The 17738-nt window shown below is 56.4% G+C and carries 15 protein-coding genes; 10 read left to right on the forward strand and 5 right to left on the reverse strand.

The window, feature by feature from the left end; translation table 11 throughout:
* Nucleotides 1-32: 32 nt before the first annotated feature.
* The 6 genes from ileS to O1721_RS07175 all read left to right on the forward strand — a co-directional run bounded on the left by ileS (nucleotide 33) and on the right by O1721_RS07175 (nucleotide 6341).
* Nucleotides 33-2849 (forward strand): isoleucine--tRNA ligase, encoded by a 2817-nt coding sequence (gene ileS / locus O1721_RS07150; RefSeq protein WP_032647194.1) that lies wholly within the window; start codon nucleotides 33-35, stop codon nucleotides 2847-2849.
* A complete protein-coding gene (gene lspA, locus O1721_RS07155; protein ID WP_017694540.1) occupies nucleotides 2849-3349 on the forward strand; it encodes a signal peptidase II in 501 nt (166 codons plus the stop codon). The genes ileS and lspA overlap by 1 nt, the downstream gene beginning before the upstream one ends.
* A gap of 116 nt (nucleotides 3350-3465) precedes the next feature.
* A complete protein-coding gene (fkpB, locus tag O1721_RS07160) occupies nucleotides 3466-3915 on the forward strand; it encodes an FKBP-type peptidyl-prolyl cis-trans isomerase (RefSeq protein WP_015572634.1) in 450 nt (149 codons plus the stop codon).
* Between the two features lies 1 nt (nucleotide 3916).
* Nucleotides 3917-4867: a 4-hydroxy-3-methylbut-2-enyl diphosphate reductase gene (gene ispH, locus O1721_RS07165; RefSeq protein WP_017383814.1), complete on the forward strand. Its 951-nt coding sequence runs from the start codon at nucleotides 3917-3919 to the stop codon at nucleotides 4865-4867.
* Nucleotides 4868-5023: 156 nt separating this feature from the next.
* The gene (locus O1721_RS07170; protein ID WP_017383813.1) at nucleotides 5024-5578 is read left to right on the forward strand and encodes a glucose-6-phosphate isomerase family protein; all 555 of its coding nucleotides are present in this window, start codon (nucleotides 5024-5026) and stop codon (nucleotides 5576-5578) included.
* The gene (locus O1721_RS07175) at nucleotides 5571-6341 is read left to right on the forward strand and encodes a glucose-6-phosphate isomerase family protein (RefSeq protein ID WP_015572636.1); all 771 of its coding nucleotides are present in this window, start codon (nucleotides 5571-5573) and stop codon (nucleotides 6339-6341) included. The genes O1721_RS07170 and O1721_RS07175 overlap by 8 nt, the downstream gene beginning before the upstream one ends.
* A gap of 27 nt (nucleotides 6342-6368) precedes the next feature.
* Here the strand turns inward: O1721_RS07175 and O1721_RS07180 are convergent, their stop codons facing one another.
* Genes O1721_RS07180 through O1721_RS07200 form a run of 5 tightly spaced genes read right to left on the reverse strand, consistent with a single transcriptional unit; the run spans nucleotide 6369 to nucleotide 10673 of the window.
* Complete coding sequence (locus tag O1721_RS07180; protein WP_032647200.1) at nucleotides 6369-7187, reverse strand: PTS system mannose/fructose/sorbose family transporter subunit IID; 819 nt, start codon at nucleotides 7185-7187, stop codon at nucleotides 6369-6371.
* Nucleotides 7187-7984 (reverse strand): PTS mannose/fructose/sorbose/N-acetylgalactosamine transporter subunit IIC, encoded by a 798-nt coding sequence (locus O1721_RS07185; RefSeq protein WP_015572638.1) that lies wholly within the window; start codon nucleotides 7982-7984, stop codon nucleotides 7187-7189. Before O1721_RS07185 ends, O1721_RS07180 begins: the two co-directional genes overlap by 1 nt.
* A 10-nt stretch (nucleotides 7985-7994) precedes the next feature.
* Nucleotides 7995-8489: a PTS sugar transporter subunit IIB gene (locus O1721_RS07190; protein WP_015572639.1), complete on the reverse strand. Its 495-nt coding sequence runs from the start codon at nucleotides 8487-8489 to the stop codon at nucleotides 7995-7997.
* Between the two features lie 10 nt (nucleotides 8490-8499).
* Entirely contained in the window at nucleotides 8500-8928 is a 429-nt protein-coding gene (locus O1721_RS07195) for a PTS sugar transporter subunit IIA (RefSeq protein ID WP_015572640.1), read from the reverse strand.
* Nucleotides 8929-8930: 2 nt separating this feature from the next.
* Nucleotides 8931-10673 carry a class I mannose-6-phosphate isomerase gene (locus O1721_RS07200; RefSeq protein ID WP_032647204.1) on the reverse strand — a complete coding sequence of 581 codons (1743 nt, stop codon included), beginning with the start codon at nucleotides 10671-10673 and terminating at the stop codon, nucleotides 8931-8933.
* Between the two features lie 187 nt (nucleotides 10674-10860).
* Here O1721_RS07200 and O1721_RS07205 point away from each other — a divergent pair, with 187 nt between their 5' ends.
* From O1721_RS07205 to carB, 4 genes are all read left to right on the forward strand, one after another.
* Nucleotides 10861-11868: a LacI family DNA-binding transcriptional regulator gene (locus tag O1721_RS07205; protein WP_015572642.1), complete on the forward strand. Its 1008-nt coding sequence runs from the start codon at nucleotides 10861-10863 to the stop codon at nucleotides 11866-11868.
* Nucleotides 11869-12000: 132 nt separating this feature from the next.
* Nucleotides 12001-12822 (forward strand): 4-hydroxy-tetrahydrodipicolinate reductase, encoded by an 822-nt coding sequence (dapB, locus tag O1721_RS07210; protein WP_032647206.1) that lies wholly within the window; start codon nucleotides 12001-12003, stop codon nucleotides 12820-12822.
* A gap of 454 nt (nucleotides 12823-13276) precedes the next feature.
* Nucleotides 13277-14425 carry a glutamine-hydrolyzing carbamoyl-phosphate synthase small subunit gene (carA, locus tag O1721_RS07215; RefSeq protein ID WP_017383809.1) on the forward strand — a complete coding sequence of 383 codons (1149 nt, stop codon included), beginning with the start codon at nucleotides 13277-13279 and terminating at the stop codon, nucleotides 14423-14425.
* 18 nt (nucleotides 14426-14443) lie between these two features.
* Complete coding sequence (gene carB / locus O1721_RS07220; RefSeq protein ID WP_017694535.1) at nucleotides 14444-17668, forward strand: carbamoyl-phosphate synthase large subunit; 3225 nt, start codon at nucleotides 14444-14446, stop codon at nucleotides 17666-17668.
* Nucleotides 17669-17738: the final 70 nt, after the last annotated feature.

Consider the following 17738-nt stretch of genomic DNA (forward strand, 5'->3'; position numbering starts at 1 on the left):
GCCTACGTGATAAATACGGAACCGAGAATCTGATGAGTGACTATAAATCAACCCTGAATTTGCCGGAAACAGGGTTCCCGATGCGCGGCGATCTCGCCAAGCGTGAACCGGGAATGCTGGCGCGTTGGACCGATGATGACCTGTACGGCATCATTCGTGCAGCCAAAAAAGGCAAAAAAACCTTCATTCTGCATGATGGCCCTCCATATGCGAATGGCAGCATTCATATTGGTCACTCTGTAAACAAGATTCTTAAAGACATTATCGTGAAGTCCAAAGGACTCGCGGGGTATGACTCGCCTTACGTTCCGGGCTGGGACTGCCATGGTCTGCCAATCGAGCTGAAAGTTGAGCAAGAGTACGGTAAGCCGGGTGAGAAGTTCACCGCCGCAGAATTCCGCGCGAAATGCCGCGAATACGCTGCCACCCAGGTTGACGGTCAGCGCGCTGACTTTATCCGTCTGGGCGTATTGGGCGACTGGTCGCACCCGTACCTGACCATGGACTTCAAAACCGAAGCCAACATCATCCGTGCGCTGGGTAAAATCATCGGCAACGGTCACCTGCACAAAGGCGCGAAGCCGGTGCACTGGTGCGTCGACTGCCGCTCTGCGCTGGCAGAAGCGGAAGTGGAGTATTACGACAAAACCTCGCCTTCTATCGACGTGGCCTTCGAAGCGGTCGATCAGGATGCGATCAAAGCTAAATTTGGTCTGCCTGGCGTAAGCGGCCCGATCTCTCTGGTGATCTGGACCACCACCCCGTGGACGCTGCCTGCTAACCGCGCGATCTCCCTCTCTGGCGAGTTTGAGTATGCGCTGGTGCAGATTGATGGCCGTGCGGTTATCCTGGCGAAAGACCTGGTCGAAAGCGTGCTGAAACGCGCGAACATCACCGATTACACCGTGCTGGGCACCGTAAAAGGTGACGCGCTGGAACTGATGCGCTTCAAACACCCGTTCCTGGACTTCGACGTTCCGGCGATCCTGGGCGACCACGTCACGCTGGACGCGGGTACCGGTGCGGTGCATACCGCCGGTGGCCACGGTCCTGACGACTACAACATCAGCCTGAAATATGGTCTGGAAATCGCTAACCCGGTTGGTCCGGACGGCTCTTACCTGCCAGGCACGTACCCGGCGTTGGACGGCATCAACGTCTTTAAAGCTAACGACATCATCGTTGACATGCTGCGCACCAGCGGCGCGCTGCTGCACGTTGAGAAAATGCAGCACAGCTATCCGTGCTGCTGGCGTCACAAGACCCCGATCATCTTCCGTGCAACCCCGCAGTGGTTTATCAGCATGGACCAGAAAGGCCTGCGTGCGCAGTCTCTGAAAGAGATCAAAGGCGTGCAGTGGATCCCTGACTGGGGCCAGGCGCGGATCGAATCCATGGTGGCTAACCGTCCTGACTGGTGTATCTCCCGTCAGCGCACCTGGGGCGTGCCGATGTCTCTGTTCGTACATAAAGAGACGCAGGAGCTGCACCCGAACACTCTGGAACTGATGGAAGAAGTGGCGAAGCGCGTCGAAGTTGACGGCATTCAGGCGTGGTGGGATCTCGACGCCCACGACATCCTGGGCGCTGACGCAGACAGCTACGAGAAAGTGCCGGATACCCTGGACGTGTGGTTCGACTCCGGGTCTACCCACTCCTCCGTGGTTGACGTGCGTCCGGAGTTTGCTGGTCACGCTGCCGATATGTATCTGGAAGGGTCTGACCAACACCGCGGCTGGTTCATGTCATCGCTGATGATCTCCACCGCCATGAAGGGTAAAGCACCTTACCGCCAGGTATTGACCCACGGCTTCACCGTGGATGGTCAGGGCCGTAAGATGTCCAAATCTATCGGTAACACCGTTTCTCCGCAGGACGTGATGAACAAACTGGGCGCGGACATTCTGCGTCTGTGGGTGGCCTCTACCGACTACACCGGCGAAATGGCGGTCTCTGATGAGATCCTGAAACGTGCTGCTGACAGCTATCGTCGTATTCGTAACACCGCGCGCTTCCTGCTGGCGAACCTGAACGGGTTCGATCCGGTGAAAGACATGGTGAAGCCGGAAGAGATGGTTGTGCTCGATCGCTGGGCGGTAGGCTGCGCGAAAGCGGCGCAGGAAGATATTCTTAAAGCCTATGAGTCTTACGACTTCCACGAAGTGGTGCAGCGCCTGATGCGCTTCTGCTCCATCGAGATGGGCTCGTTCTACCTCGACATCATCAAAGACCGCCAGTACACCGCGAAAGCGGACAGCGTGGCGCGTCGTAGTTGCCAGACTGCGCTGTTCCACATCGCAGAGGCGCTGGTACGCTGGATGGCGCCGATCATGTCCTTCACCGCGGATGAAATCTGGGGTTACCTGCCGGGTGACCGCGAGAAGTATGTCTTCACCGGCGAGTGGTACGAAGGTCTGTTCGACCTCTCCAGCACTGAAGCAATGAACGATGCCTACTGGGACGAGCTGCTGAAAGTGCGTGGCGAAGTGAACAAGGTTATCGAGCAGGCGCGCGCTGACAAGAAAGTCGGTGGCTCTCTGGAAGCGACGGTGACCCTGTACGCAGAGCCTGAGCTGGCCGCGAAGCTGACCGCGCTGGGCGATGAATTACGATTTGTCCTGTTGACCTCCGGTGCGAAAGTTGCGGATTATGCCGAAGCTACTGCTGATGCTCAGCAGAGTGAACTGCTCAAAGGACTGAAGGTCGCACTGAGCAAAGCCGACGGTGAAAAATGCCCGCGTTGCTGGCATTACACCACTGATGTCGGTCAGGTGGCGGAACACGCAGACATCTGCGGACGCTGTGTAAGCAACGTCGCCGGTGACGGCGAAAAACGTAAGTTTGCCTGATGAGTAAAACTCTCTGTTCAACAGGACTGCGCTGGCTGTGGCTGGTGGTGGTGGTGCTGATTATTGATTTGGGCAGCAAGTTCCTGATCCTCCAGAATTTCGCTCTGGGGGATACGGTCCCGCTGTTTCCGTCGCTTAACCTGCACTATGCCCGCAACTATGGTGCGGCGTTTAGTTTCCTTGCCGACAGCGGTGGCTGGCAGCGCTGGTTCTTCGCGGGTATCGCTATCGGTATCTGCGTCGTGCTGGCGGTGCTGATGTACCGCTCAAAGGCCACGCAAAAGCTGAATAACATCGCCTACGCGCTGATCATTGGCGGCGCGCTGGGTAACCTGTTTGACCGCCTGTGGCACGGCTTTGTGGTCGATATGATCGATTTCTACGTCGGCGACTGGCACTTCGCGACCTTTAACCTCGCCGATAGCGCAATATGCGTTGGTGCGGCGTTAATCGTGCTGGAAGGCTTCTTGCCTAAATCGGCCGCGAAAGAGCAGGCGTAACAAAACCAGCCGGGTGACGCGTAGCGATCCCGGCCTACAGAATTTGTGGCCTCCGTAGGCCCGGTAAGCGTAGCGCCACCGGGCAACAGGTGACCCAAAACAAGCGAGCAATTTGCATGTCTAAATCCGTACAGAGCAACAGCGCGGTTCTCGTTCATTTCACGCTGAAGCTGGATGACGGCTCCACGGCCGAATCCACCCGCAACAATGGCAAACCGGCGCTGTTTCGTCTGGGTGACACCTCCCTGTCTGAAGGCCTTGAGCAGCAGCTTCTGGGTCTGAAAGAGGGCGAGAAAAAAGCGTTTTCGCTGGAGCCGGATGCGGCATTTGGCGTGCCAAGCCCGGACCTGATCCAGTATTTCTCGCGTCGTGAGTTTATGGATGCGGGTGAACCAGAAATCGGGGCGATTATGCTCTTTACCGCTATGGACGGCAGCGAAATGCCTGGCGTGATCCGAGAAATCAACGGCGATTCTATCACCGTCGATTTCAACCATCCGCTTGCCGGGCGTACCGTTCATTTTGATGTCGAAGTGCTGGAGATCGATCCGGCACTGGAGGAGTAAAATGCAGATCCTGTTGGCTAACCCGCGCGGCTTCTGCGCCGGTGTAGACCGCGCTATCAGCATTGTTGAAAACGCGCTGGAGATTTACGGCGCGCCGATTTACGTGCGTCACGAAGTGGTGCACAACCGTTACGTGGTCGACAGCCTGCGCGAGCGCGGTGCGATTTTTATCGAGCAGATCAGCGAAGTGCCGGACGGCGCAATCCTCATCTTCTCCGCGCACGGCGTCTCTCAGGCGGTACGCAACGAGGCGAAAAGCCGCGATCTGACCGTATTCGATGCCACCTGTCCGTTAGTGACAAAAGTGCATATGGAAGTGGCGCGCGCCAGCCGTCGTGGTGAAGAGTCAATTCTGATTGGTCACGCCGGTCACCCGGAAGTTGAAGGCACCATGGGCCAGTACAGCAACCCGGAAGGGGGCATGTACCTGGTCGAATCACCGGAAGATGTGTTTACCCTGGACGTGAAAAACGAAGCCCGTCTGTCGTTTATGACCCAGACGACGCTTTCCGTAGACGACACCTCAGACGTGATTGACGCCCTGCGCCAGCGCTTCCCGAAAATCGTCGGGCCGCGCAAAGATGATATTTGTTATGCAACCACCAACCGTCAGGAAGCCGTGCGCGCGCTGGCTGAACAGGCGGACGTGGTGCTGGTGGTCGGCTCGAAAAACTCCTCTAACTCCAACCGTCTGGCCGAACTGGCGCAGCGTATGGGGAAAGCGGCGTTCCTGATCGACGACGCAACGGACATTCAGGAAGCGTGGGTGAAAAACGCGGCCTGCGTCGGTGTTACCGCAGGCGCTTCAGCGCCGGATATCCTGGTTCAAAACGTCATTGCCCGCCTGCAAGAGCTGGGCGGTGGCGAAGCGGTGCCGCTGGAAGGCCGTGAAGAGAACATTGTCTTCGAAGTGCCGAAAGAGCTGCGAATCGACGCCCGCGAAGTGGAATAATGTCCTCTCAATCTTCAAAATGCCGGTGGCGAAAGCCTCCGGCATTTTTGTTTCTGGTTAACTGTGATTCACCATCAATATTGACGCTTTTATCACTAGGTTAATCGTTTAATCTGCCATCATGATATTGCTGTTCTCCTCGGGCCGGAGAGCGATATGAATTCAGACATCTTTTTGCCACCTCAGTTGACGTGGGCTACCGGCGCGCTAGCCGGCGGGCCGCTTATCCGCAAAACGACTCGTCTTGCGGATCTTCCTGGGATCTTCGCAGACGGCGAGGCGTGGAAGTGCGGCAATCCTCAAAAAAGTGTGTATGACGTAGACGTACTGGGCTCGCCCGTAGGGGAAGGGGCACTCTTCGTTGGGGTAACTCACCTGCGTGCGGGTAACGTGGGCGATGAGTTCTTTATGACTCGCGGTCATTTTCATCAGCGCCGCGAACAGGGCGAGGTCTATTTTGGCCTGCGCGGATGTGGCTTGTTGCTGCTGCAAACGGAGGCGGGCGACGCGCGGCTTGAGCAGGTGACGGCTGGCTCCGTGCATATTATTCCTCCTTTTACAGCGCATCGTTTGATTAACACTGGCAACGAGACGCTATCCTCCCTTGCCGTCTGGCCGAGCATTGCGGGACACGACTATGCGGCGCTGGCAGAGGGCTTCACCCTGCGGATCTTTGCCTCCGGGGAAGGTTACGAGGTGCGCCATGGCTAACTATGGCCTTGATATGACCATCACTCGTCAGCCGCTCGGTTTTTGCTACGGAGAGGATGTTACCGGGCCGATGCCGGAGATCAGAACACTGGATCAGATCCGCCCGTCGCTGCGCAATCCGGACTGCGAAGGGCCTGAACAGGTGTATGCCATCGCGATGGACGTGGCGCGTCTGGCGGACAGGCCGGAGCTCGAAAAACGCATGCTGCTTTTTGGTGTGGTCACCTACGCGGCAGGCACGCTTGGCGATGAGCCGGTCCGCAGCCAGGGACATGTTCACCGTATTAGCCAGCACAGCGGATGGTCGCCCCCTGAGCTGTACGAAATCTGGCAGGGTAAAGCGATTATCTACATGCAGGAGTATGTGGACGACGATCCGGGACGATGTTTTGCGGTACTCGCGGGGCCGGGTGAAAAGGTACTGGTCCCTCCCGGATGGGGCCATGCGACGATTTCGGCCTCGCCCAATGAGCCGCTGACGTTTGGTGCGTGGTGCGATCGGGAATATGGCTTTGAGTATGAGGCCGTTCGTGCACGAAAAGGTCTGGCCTGGTATCCCTTAGTTCAGGGTAATCATATTGTCTGGCAGCATAACAGTCACTACAGACCAGGGCGCTTGCAGATGATTACGCCGAGAAGTTATCCGGAATTTGGCATTACTGATGCGCCTGTTTATCAGCAGTTTATTGATGACCCCGCACGGTTCCAGTTTATTTCGCGTCCGGATAAAGTCGCAGAACTGTGGAATAACTTCCATCCATAAAGAAGCCGGGGCATTGCCCCGGTTTTCTTATCCTGCAAACAACCCGGACGCCACGCCAAGCGCTGCCAGTATAAGCAGCAATATCATGGCTTTTACCGGCGACACGCCGCGTTTTGCCATCAGATACCAGGTCCCCAGCACCACCGCCAGCGGAAGCAGCTGCGGGAAAATACCGTCCAGCATCTGCTGAACGTGAATGTTAACCCCGTCCCGGGTGATGAACTCCAGCCCGGTGCCGAGCTTCACGTAGCTGGCCGCCACGCCGCCCATGACAAATACGCCCAGTAGCGAGAGCGCTTCCCGTAGCCGGGTAGATTTGCTGCTGACCAGCATCTCCACGGAGCCTGATCCCATCTGGTAGCCTTTGAGAAACAGGAACCAGGAGCCAGGGATAATGATGGCCAGCCAGGCAACGGTATAAAACAGTGGACCGAGGATATTTCCGCCTGCCGCCAGCGCCATCCCAATGCTAAGCAGGATCGGGATCAGCATGCCGGGGATCATCGAATCGCCGATCCCGGCAATTGGCCCCATCAGGCCTACCTTCAGGGTATTTATGGTTTCACCGTCAATCGGCTCGCCGTTGGCTTTTTTCTCCTCCAGCCCCAGCGCCATACCGTTAACGATCGCGCCAATCTGTGGCTCCGTGTTGTAGAACGACGCGTGACGGCGCAGCATCTCGGTACGTTGTACCGGGTCGGGATAGAGCTTTTTTGCGACCGGCAGCATGCTCAGGCAAAAGCCGAAGGATTCAAGGCGTTCAAAGCTCATTGAGGAGAGGTTGTGCATCATCCACGCTCGCCAGCAGCGGCGCAGATCCTTGCGGCTGAGTTTACGTTCTTCCATCAGAATTCATCCTCGTCGTCAGGGACAGGTGCTGAAGCCACGGCCTGCGGTGCCTCGGGTTTATAGTTGTAATGAATCAGTGCCAGCAGGGCGCCCACGATCACCAGCGCGACCATATTGAGTTTCAGGAAAACGATGCAAACGAAGCCCACCAGAAAGTAGATGAGCATGGTATAGCTTTTGATGATCTGCTTAAGCAGGATGGCAATACCGACGGCGGGCAAGATGCCGCCCAGCACATTCATGGTGGAGAGGACGATGTGCGGCAGGCTGTCCATAAACCCGCTAATGTACTGTGCGCCAAAAAAGACGGCGATAAAGGTAGGCACAAAGCGCAGCACAAAATTCATCGCCTGCGGCCAGATGGCGCTGTTGAGGTAGATCCCGCGCTCGTCGCCGTTCTCCAGCGCCACATCCGCACGATGGTTCCAGAAGGAGTTCAGCACCATCATCGCATTGAAGAGAATGGTTCCGGCGATCCCAATAGTCGCCGCCAGCGCGACGGCAACCTCAGGTCCTTTGCCGGAAAGTATTCCCAGTGCAATGGCCGGATAAGCCACAAAGTTTAAATCTGCTGGCATCGAGCCGCCGGGTGTCACCATTGCGATATACACCGCCTGCACCGCTACGCCAATCATAATCCCGGTTTTGATATCGCCCAGGATCAGGCCAACCAGCATCCCGGAAATGAGCGGTCGGGAGATGAGATACCAGCCGCCCGTCAGCCCTAAAAGCCACGGACTACTGAGTGCGCCCAGATAACACAGCAGGCCAATTAAAGCCGCTTCGATAATCATGATCTGCTCCTTATTTCAGCTTTTGTCTGGCATCCTGCCAGGTATAAAAACTGGCATCAGGAACCAGGCGGAATTCAATCGCGTGTCCCTGCCCGGTCAGCCACTCGAACGCCGCCGCTTCATCCTGGGTTACCGATTGATTCGGGCCGATGGTGATCGTGTTAGCCCGGGCGCTCATCGGGCCCACGTTAATTTTTCCATTGCTGTTTTTCAGGCTAATGCCCGCCTGCTCAATGCGCTGTAGCGTGAGTGGAGATTTGCCAATCACGAAATAGCGCTTTTCGCTGGCAATCACTTTTGGCAGTTTTTCGATCGCGGTTGCCGTATCGAACAGCCACACTTTAGTATCTGATACGGCTCCTTTCATGACCGACGATAACAGCGGATCGGCCGCAACGGCATCGTCAATGGCAACGATGCCGTCGCAGGGCAGCTCCCTGGCCCAGCGTGTAATGAGCTGCCCGTGGATCACGCGATCGTCAATGCGTACAAAAGAAATACTCATATGCGGCTCCTTAAAAATCGTCTGTCTGTGCAGTATCTGCCGGTTTCGCCTGTACCAGCGTCGGCAGAGTAATTTCGATAAGCTGCCCGGCAGCCTGATGAACATCGCGAGCCATCATCACCTCATCGGTTTGCAGCAGCATCGGGAAGTTGACTCCAGCCACCACGGCGACCGGCGGCTGCGTATATGGGTTAAACGCGGCCTCACAGGCCACGTTCCACGGCGTGCCGCTTTGCATGTCGCACAGCACCAGCACGCCGTCAGCGTTGACGCTTGCCGCTTCCAGTGTGGAGATGAAATCCTGCCGGAAGCCCTCTATTCCCGCCTGTTCGGTCAGACAAATGGCGTGTATGCCGGGGAGCTCGCCGTATACCATCCGGCCGCTCTCCAGCAGCGCGGCGGCTAACGGCCCATGAGTGGCGACAATAAAATGAATCATCGTTAGCTCCTTACCCAGGCTTTGATAGTCGCGAGGGGGTGTCCGGAAGCACGGGCTGAAGGTGAAATGCGATAGTCACCTACGCTTGCCGGAATGATGAAGGTTTCGGCGTAATGGACGGTAAACGGCTCAAATGCACCGGTTGGGCTGTCGACAATTGCTTCGTCGCCCTCTACCAGATTCAGCACGTTCACGCCGCCGCCGGTGTGGTGCAAAACGGGTTCGCTAAACCAGTGGCGGCGGGTTTCGATAAATTCACGCTCGTGCAGGCCAGTACGCTCTTCACGCCAGCCGTTTCCTTCCGCGACAGGTTCGAACTGATTCACCAGATGCTGATGAACCCACTGCGCGTCGCGCTGCCAGTCGATCACCTTTTCACCGTGCTCCAGGTGTACCGGGCGCGGCAGCCCGTCCAGGCCCAGGCGGCCCCAGTCCCACAGTTTGAAGGTGAAAATATACGGCGTAGCGCTGATCTCCAGCACCATGGTTCCCGCGCCGGAGCAGTGCACCGTCCCAGCCGGGATCAGGAAATGGTCGTGCTTTTTCGCCGGGATCTGATTAACGAAGCGGTCGTCATCAAACGGTTTTTCACCGTGACCCGCGCGCCTGAGATCGTCCATCATGGCCTCAGGGTCTGTGCCGGTTTTGGTCCCCAGATAGACGACGGCACCCGGCTCCGCTTCCAGAATGTAATAACTCTCATCCTGGGTATAGTGCATCCCAAACTGCTGCTGGATGTACTCGGTAATGGGGTGGACCTGGAAGCTCAGATTCTGGCCACCCATGGTGTCGAGGAAGTCAAAACGGATCGGGAATTCCGCGCCGAAACGTGCGTGAACTTTCTCGCCCAGCAGAGCACGGGGCTCAAGCAAAACCAGATCCTGAGAGGGGATCTCGATCCGCACTGCGCCAAAACGCAGTAACAGGCTGTTCTCCTCGGGCACGCAGTCAAAACACCACGCGTAATTGGGTGCAGAGGGATCGAGATCGAATTGCTGTTTCATCCACTGGCCGCCCCAGACGCCAGGATCGAAAAAGGGCGCCACGCGGAAAGGCTGGGTGGTAGTTTGCTTCAGCCCGGCTCGCAGGGCCTCGCCGCTGACCATCGCGGGCTGGTTCGTCTGGGTTGTATCCAGTAAAAAATCGGTGCGCCTGAGCAGCGGCGTTTTGTGGCGATCGAAGACGCGCCATTCGACAAAAAAGGCGCGCTTGTAGCGACGAAGCATATCTTCCTGCTGATTATCTGCGCCCCAGTTCCCAGTCTCACCCCGGCGCATACGCTGCTGGATCTCCCAGCGCGGCAGATCGGCATACACCAGCACATCACCCGGATGGACAAGCGTCGCACCGGGTCCGTAGATCACAATCAGCCCCCCGGAACACTGGTTCACCTGAACCTGCAACGCCTCCAGACGCGCGGGATCGAAAAACTCTCCAAGCTGGTGGCAGGAGAGAACGCCAAAGACGCGATCGTCTGTGAGGTTGCGCGTCAGCATCTCATGAATGGCACACTCATCCCGTCGCGCCTGTTCAGCATTGATCGCCAGCGTCGGGCGTAGACGCGGCAGCACGTTCTCTTCAAGCTCGGTCATGCGCACGCCCGGATAGCAGTCAATCACCAGCACCGTGCGGCTGCGCTGTTGGGTTTGTGACTCAAGAACGCGGGTTATTGCTTCCCAGCCTTGCCAGGCGCTGTCATCAAAACCCTGTATCGCCACCGTGGGGAATTTGTCGTAGGTTGTCATTGTATCCTCCGTAATCGTTATTTAAGGTTATTCGATTAACCGTATTTGAGAAGAGTGGTTAACGCGATTAACCCGCCATAAATGCGAATCGAATCCAGAACAACAGCGGTAATGTGAAGAGTCTCACAGGGAAAAATGCAAAAAACAGGTTATTCGATTAACCTGTAGTGATGATGAAGGAGACAACATGACGGGAATTACACTGGCCGATGTCGCGAAACGCGCCGGCGTGTCAACGGCGACGGTCTCGATGGTGCTCTGCAACAAAGGCCGCATTTCGCAAAGCACGCGCGAACGTGTGCTTAAGGCGCTGGATGAATCCGGCTATGTCTATAACCAGACGGCAGCCAATTTACGTAACCGCAGCAGTAACCAGGTCGGGCTGCTCTTGCACGATATCACCAACCCTTTTTACAGCGAGATGACGGCAGGGCTAAGTCATGAAATGGAGCGCCACGAGCTGATGCTTTTTCTGGCGAATAGCGAGGAATCGGCAGAGCGACAGCAAAAATTTGTTGATTCACTGATGCGTAATAACGTCGGCGGTATGGTGCTGTGTGCGGCTCGGGAAACGCCCCAGGCCTTTTTTGAGGGTCTGAAGCGGCGCAATATTCCGGCTATCATGGTTGTGCGACCGCTGAACGATCCGGATTTTGATTTTGTCGGAACGGATAACTTCTTAGGCACGCAGATGGCGACGGAGCATCTGCTCAGAATGGGCCATCGGCACATTGCGTTCATTGGAGGGAGCCAGAATTCGGGCTCTCGGGCGCAGCGTATCGGGGGCTTTACCAGCAAGCTGCTGGAGTACGGCGTGACGCCGAATCCTGCCTGGATCAGAACCTCTCACGCCAGCCAAAGCGACGGCGCGCGCGTGGCAGAGGCGTTACTTCTCGAGCATCCACACATCAGTGCGGCGATTTGCTATCAGGATGTTGTGGCGCTGGGGGTGATGCAAAGCTTACGCAAGATGGGCCGTGAGCCGGGACGTGATTTTGCGCTGGTCGGTTTCGATGATATTACCGAAGCGGCTCTGGTGCAGCCCGCATTGACCACCGTATCGGTGGCGGCGAAAGAGATTGGTCGTAAGGCAGGGGAGTTACTTTACAGCCGCATACAGGGCAACGACGAACCCGCCAAACGAATCATTCTGCCGCCTGCGCTGGTGGTGCGGGAATCATGTGGTTTTCGCTGACGATCATGTCTTTCACTGATATCTCACCCTGTTTATCATTAAATTCTAATTATCGGCGTTTTCTGTGGCAGCCTGTGCAAAGGCTGGTTAATCTGAAAACGATTTACATCATTTTAACGTAAGAGAATAACTATGCATGATGCACAGATCCGCGTCGCCATTGCGGGCGCGGGTGGACGTATGGGCCGTCAGCTGATTCAGGCGGCACTACAGATGGATGGCGTGGCGCTTGGCGCGGCGTTGGAGCGTGAAGGTTCATCGCTTTTGGGAGCCGATGCAGGCGAGCTGGCAGGCGCAGGTCAGACGGGCGTTACCGTGCAGAGCAGCCTTGAGGCGGTGAAAGAAGACTTTGACGTGTTTATCGATTTTACCCGCCCTGAAGGCACGTTGGCTCACCTGGCGTTTTGCCGTCAGCACGGTAAAGGGATGGTGATTGGCACCACCGGTTTTGACGAGGTCGGTAAGCAAGCCATTCAGGATGCGTCCACTGAGATTGCGATTGTCTTTGCGGCAAACTTTAGCGTGGGGGTAAACGTCATGCTGAAACTGCTGGAGAAGGCGGCGAAGGTGATGGGCGACTACACCGACATTGAAATCGTCGAAGCGCACCATCGCCACAAAGTCGATGCTCCGTCAGGCACGGCGCTGGCGATGGGCGAAGCGATTGCGTGTGCAATGGATAAAGATTTGAAAGACATCGCGGTCTATTCTCGCGAAGGCCACACTGGCGAGCGCGTGCCTGGCACCATTGGGTTTGCCACCGTTCGCGCGGGTGATATCGTCGGTGAACATACCGCTATGTTCGCCGATATTGGCGAAAGGATCGAAATCACTCATAAAGCATCCAGCCGCATGACATTTGCAAACGGGGCGGTACGTTCGGCATTGTGGCTGAAAGGTAAGCGTAATGGTCTTTTTGATATGCGAGATGTCCTCGAACTCAACAATTTGTAAGCATTATTACCCTTCGTGATGTGGTTATTGCAGTCGTAATTACTTGATTGCATAGGGCAATATTTTATTGCCCTTTTATTTTGTCTGTTTGGGGTATTTATTGTGTCTAACTGATTTAAAGTAAGTGTTTTCTCGATAATTTCTGTTGCTGAACTGTAAATTTTGACCATTTGGTCCACTTTTTATTCCTGCAAGACGTTCCTTTCTATTAAACTGCATGCGCAAGCGGTTTCCACAGTGATTTAGTTGATCTTTTTGCCGCTTAATCTGATTTCAGACCGCCAGGCTTGCAAAAGAATATACAAAACCCCCGTTTTAAGTTGACTTTTACATGGCAAATCCCCAGAATGCCGCCGTTTGCCAAAAATCCGCTGGCAACACATTTGCATTGATTCATGACATGGTTATGAATTAATATGCAAATAAAGTGAGTGAATATTCTCTGGAGGGTGTTTTGATTAAGTCAGCGCTATTGGTTCTGGAAGACGGAACCCAGTTTATCGGTCGGGCCATAGGGGCAACGGGTTCGGCGGTTGGGGAAGTCGTTTTCAATACTTCAATGACCGGTTATCAAGAAATCCTCACTGATCCTTCCTATTCTCGCCAAATCGTTACTCTTACTTATCCTCATATCGGCAATGTCGGCACCAATGCGGCTGACGAAGAATCCTCTCAGGTACATGCGCAAGGCCTAGTCATTCGCGACCTGCCGCTGATTGCCAGCAACTTCCGCAACACCGAAGACCTCTCTTCTTACCTGAAGCGCCACAACATTGTGGCGATTGCCGATATCGATACCCGTAAGCTGACGCGTCTGCTGCGCGAGAAGGGTGCACAAAACGGTTGTATCATCGCAGGGGATAACCTCGATGCGACGCTGGCGCTGGAAAAAGCGAAAGCCTTCCCGGGACTGAACGGTATGGACCTGGCGAAAGAAGTGACCACCGCTGAAGCCTACAGCTGGACGCAGGGAAGCTGGACGCTGGAAGGCGACCTGCCGGAAGCGAAACCGGAAAGCGAGCTACCGTTCCACGTGGTGGCCTACGATTTTGGCGCCAAGCGCAACATCCTGCGTATGCTGGTTGACCGTGGCTGCCGCCTAACGGTCGTCCCGGCACAAACGTCTGCGGAAGATGTTCTGAAGATGAACCCGGACGGCATCTTCCTCTCAAACGGTCCTGGCGACCCGGCGCCGTGCGACTACGCTATCGACGCCATCAAGTCCTTCCTTGAAACCGACATCCCGGTATTCGGCATCTGTCTCGGCCATCAGCTGCTGGCGCTGGCGAGCGGAGCGAACACCGTCAAGATGAAGTTTGGCCACCACGGTGGTAACCACCCGGTGAAAGATATCGACAACAACACGGTGATGATCACCGCGCAGAACCACGGCTTCGCTGTGGATGAAGCGACGATGCCGTCTAACCTGCGCGTGACGCATAAGTCACTGTTCGATGGTACCTTGCAGGGTATCCATCGCACCGATAAGCCTGCGTTCAGCTTCCAGGGCCACCCTGAAGCCAGCCCGGGCCCTCACGATGCCGCGCCGCTGTTCGATCACTTCATCGAACTTATCGAGCAATACCGTAAGACCGCTAAATAATCAGGAGCTGAGAAGACCATGCCAAAACGTACAGACATAAAAAGCATCCTGATCCTTGGCGCTGGCCCGATTGTCATCGGCCAGGCCTGCGAATTCGACTACTCCGGTGCGCAGGCGTGTAAAGCCCTGCGTGAAGAGGGTTACCGTGTCATCCTGGTAAACTCTAACCCGGCCACCATCATGACCGACCCGGAAATGGCGGATGCGACCTACATCGAGCCGATTCACTGGGAAGTGGTACGCAAAATTATCGAGAAAGAGCGTCCGGACGCGGTGCTGCCGACCATGGGCGGCCAGACGGCGCTGAACTGTGCGCTGGAGCTGGAGCGTCAGGGCGTGCTGGAAGAGTTCGGCGTGACCATGATCGGTGCGACCGCCGACGCGATTGATAAAGCAGAAGACCGTCGCCGCTTCGACGTGGCAATGAAAAAAATTGGCCTTGATACCGCACGTTCCGGTATCGCGCACAATATGGAAGAAGCGCTGGCCGTTGCGGCTGAAGTGGGTTATCCGTGCATCATCCGTCCTTCCTTCACCATGGGCGGCACCGGCGGCGGTATTGCCTACAACCGCGAAGAGTTTGAAGAAATTTGCGAGCGCGGCCTGGATCTCTCCCCAACCAAAGAGCTGCTGATTGATGAATCGCTGATTGGCTGGAAAGAGTACGAGATGGAAGTGGTGCGTGATAAAAACGACAACTGCATCATCGTCTGCTCCATCGAAAACTTCGACGCGATGGGGATCCACACCGGCGACTCCATCACCGTTGCGCCAGCTCAGACGCTGACCGACAAAGAGTACCAAATCATGCGTAACGCCTCGATGGCGGTACTACGTGAAATCGGCGTGGAAACCGGCGGCTCTAACGTGCAGTTCTCGGTGAACCCGAAAACCGGCCGTCTGATTGTTATCGAAATGAACCCGCGCGTGTCCCGTTCCTCCGCACTGGCCTCCAAAGCCACCGGCTTCCCGATTGCGAAAGTGGCGGCGAAACTGGCGGTGGGTTACACCCTTGACGAGCTGATGAACGATATCACCGGTGGCCGCACGCCAGCGTCCTTCGAACCGTCCATCGACTACGTTGTGACTAAAATTCCACGCTTTAACTTCGAGAAATTCGCCGGTGCCAACGACCGTCTGACTACCCAGATGAAATCCGTTGGTGAAGTCATGGCGATTGGCCGCACGCAGCAGGAATCCCTGCAAAAAGCACTGCGCGGCCTGGAAGTGGGCGCGACCGGCTTTGACCCGAAAGTCAGCCTGGACGACCCGGAAGCGCTGACCAAAATCCGCCGCGAGCTGAAAGACGCGGGCGCAGAGCGTATCTGGTACATCGCCGATGCCTTCCGCGCGGGCCTGTCCGTCGACGGCGTATTTAACCTGACTAACATCGACCGCTGGTTCCTGGTGCAAATTGAAGAGCTGGTGCGCCTGGAAGAGAAAGTGGCGGAGCTGGGCATCAACGGCCTGGACGCAGACTTCCTGCGCATGTTGAAGCGTAAAGGCTTCGCCGATGCGCGTCTGGCTAAGCTGGCGGGCGTGCGTGAAGCGGAAATCCGCAAGCTGCGCGACCAGTACGACCTGCACCCGGTCTACAAGCGCGTGGACACCTGTGCGGCTGAATTCTCGACCGATACCGCATACATGTACTCCACCTATGAAGAGGAGTGCGAAGCGAACCCGTCCGTCGACCGCGACAAGATTATGGTGCTGGGCGGCGGTCCAAACCGTATCGGCCAGGGCATCGAGTTTGACTACTGCTGCGTACACGCCTCACTGGCGCTGCGCGAAGACGGTTACGAGACCATTATGGTCAACTGTAACCCGGAAACCGTCTCGACCGACTACGACACTTCCGACCGCCTCTACTTCGAGCCGGTCACCCTGGAAGACGTGCTGGAAATCGTGCGCATCGAGAAGCCAAAAGGCGTGATCGTGCAGTACGGCGGCCAGACTCCGCTGAAGCTGGCGCGCGCGCTGGAAGCAGCAGGTGTGCCGGTTATCGGCACCAGCCCGGATGCGATTGACCGTGCGGAAGACCGCGAGCGTTTCCAGCAGGCGGTTGACCGTCTCAAACTGAAACAGCCGGCGAACGCCACCGTGACCGCAATTGAAATGGCCGTTGAGAAAGCGAAAGAGATCGGCTACCCGCTGGTGGTGCGTCCATCCTACGTACTGGGCGGCCGCGCGATGGAAATCGTCTACGACGAAGCGGACCTGCGTCGCTACTTCCAGACGGCGGTGAGCGTTTCCAACGATGCGCCAGTGCTGCTCGACCGCTTCCTCGACGACGCGGTTGAAGTCGACGTGGATGCCATCTGCGACGGCGAAAGGGTGCTGATTGGCGGCATCATGGAGCACATCGAGCAGGCGGGCGTGCACTCCGGTGACTCCGCCTGTTCTCTGCCAGCGTACACCCTGAGCCAGGAGATTCAGGACGTAATGCGCCAGCAGGTGCAGAAGCTGGCCTTCGAGCTTCAGGTTCGCGGCCTGATGAACGTTCAGTTCGCGGTAAAAGACAACGAAGTCTATCTGATTGAAGTCAACCCGCGTGCGGCGCGTACCGTACCGTTCGTCTCCAAAGCGACCGGTATTCCGCTGGCGAAAGTGGCGGCGCGCGTGATGGCTGGCCAGACGCTGGCTCAGCAGGGCGTCACGAAAGAAATTATCCCGCCTTACTACTCGGTGAAAGAGGTGGTACTGCCGTTCAACAAATTCCCGGGCGTTGACCCGCTGTTAGGGCCAGAGATGCGCTCTACCGGGGAAGTGATGGGCGTTGGCCGTACCTTCGCAGAAGCGTTTGCGAAAGCGCAGCTGGGCAGTAGCTCCACCATGAGAAAATCTGGCCGTGCGCTGCTCTCCGTTCGCGAAGGCGATAAAGAGCGCGTGGTTGACCTGGCTGCCAAGCTGCTGAAACAGGGCTTCGAGCTGGACGCCACTCACGGTACGGCGATTGTGTTGGGTGAAGCGGGTATCAACCCGCGTCTGGTGAACAAAGTGCATGAAGGTCGTCCGCACATTCAGGACCGCATTAAGAATGGCGAGTACACCTACATCATTAACACCACCGCAGGTCGCCAGGCGATTGAAGACTCCAAACTGATTCGCCGCAGCGCGCTCCAGTACAAAGTGCATTACGACACCACCCTGAACGGCGGTTTCGCGACGGCCATGGCGCTGAATGCGGATGCCACCGAGAAGGTGATTTCGGTGCAGGAAATGCACGCTCAGATTAGCAAGTAACACACATTGCCCGGTGCCATCCGGTTACCGGGCAATTTTCCCATCTTAAGAACCTTCTGGTTTTTCATCC

Source organism: Enterobacter cloacae complex sp. HYC033_NIDB (assembly GCF_056673335.1).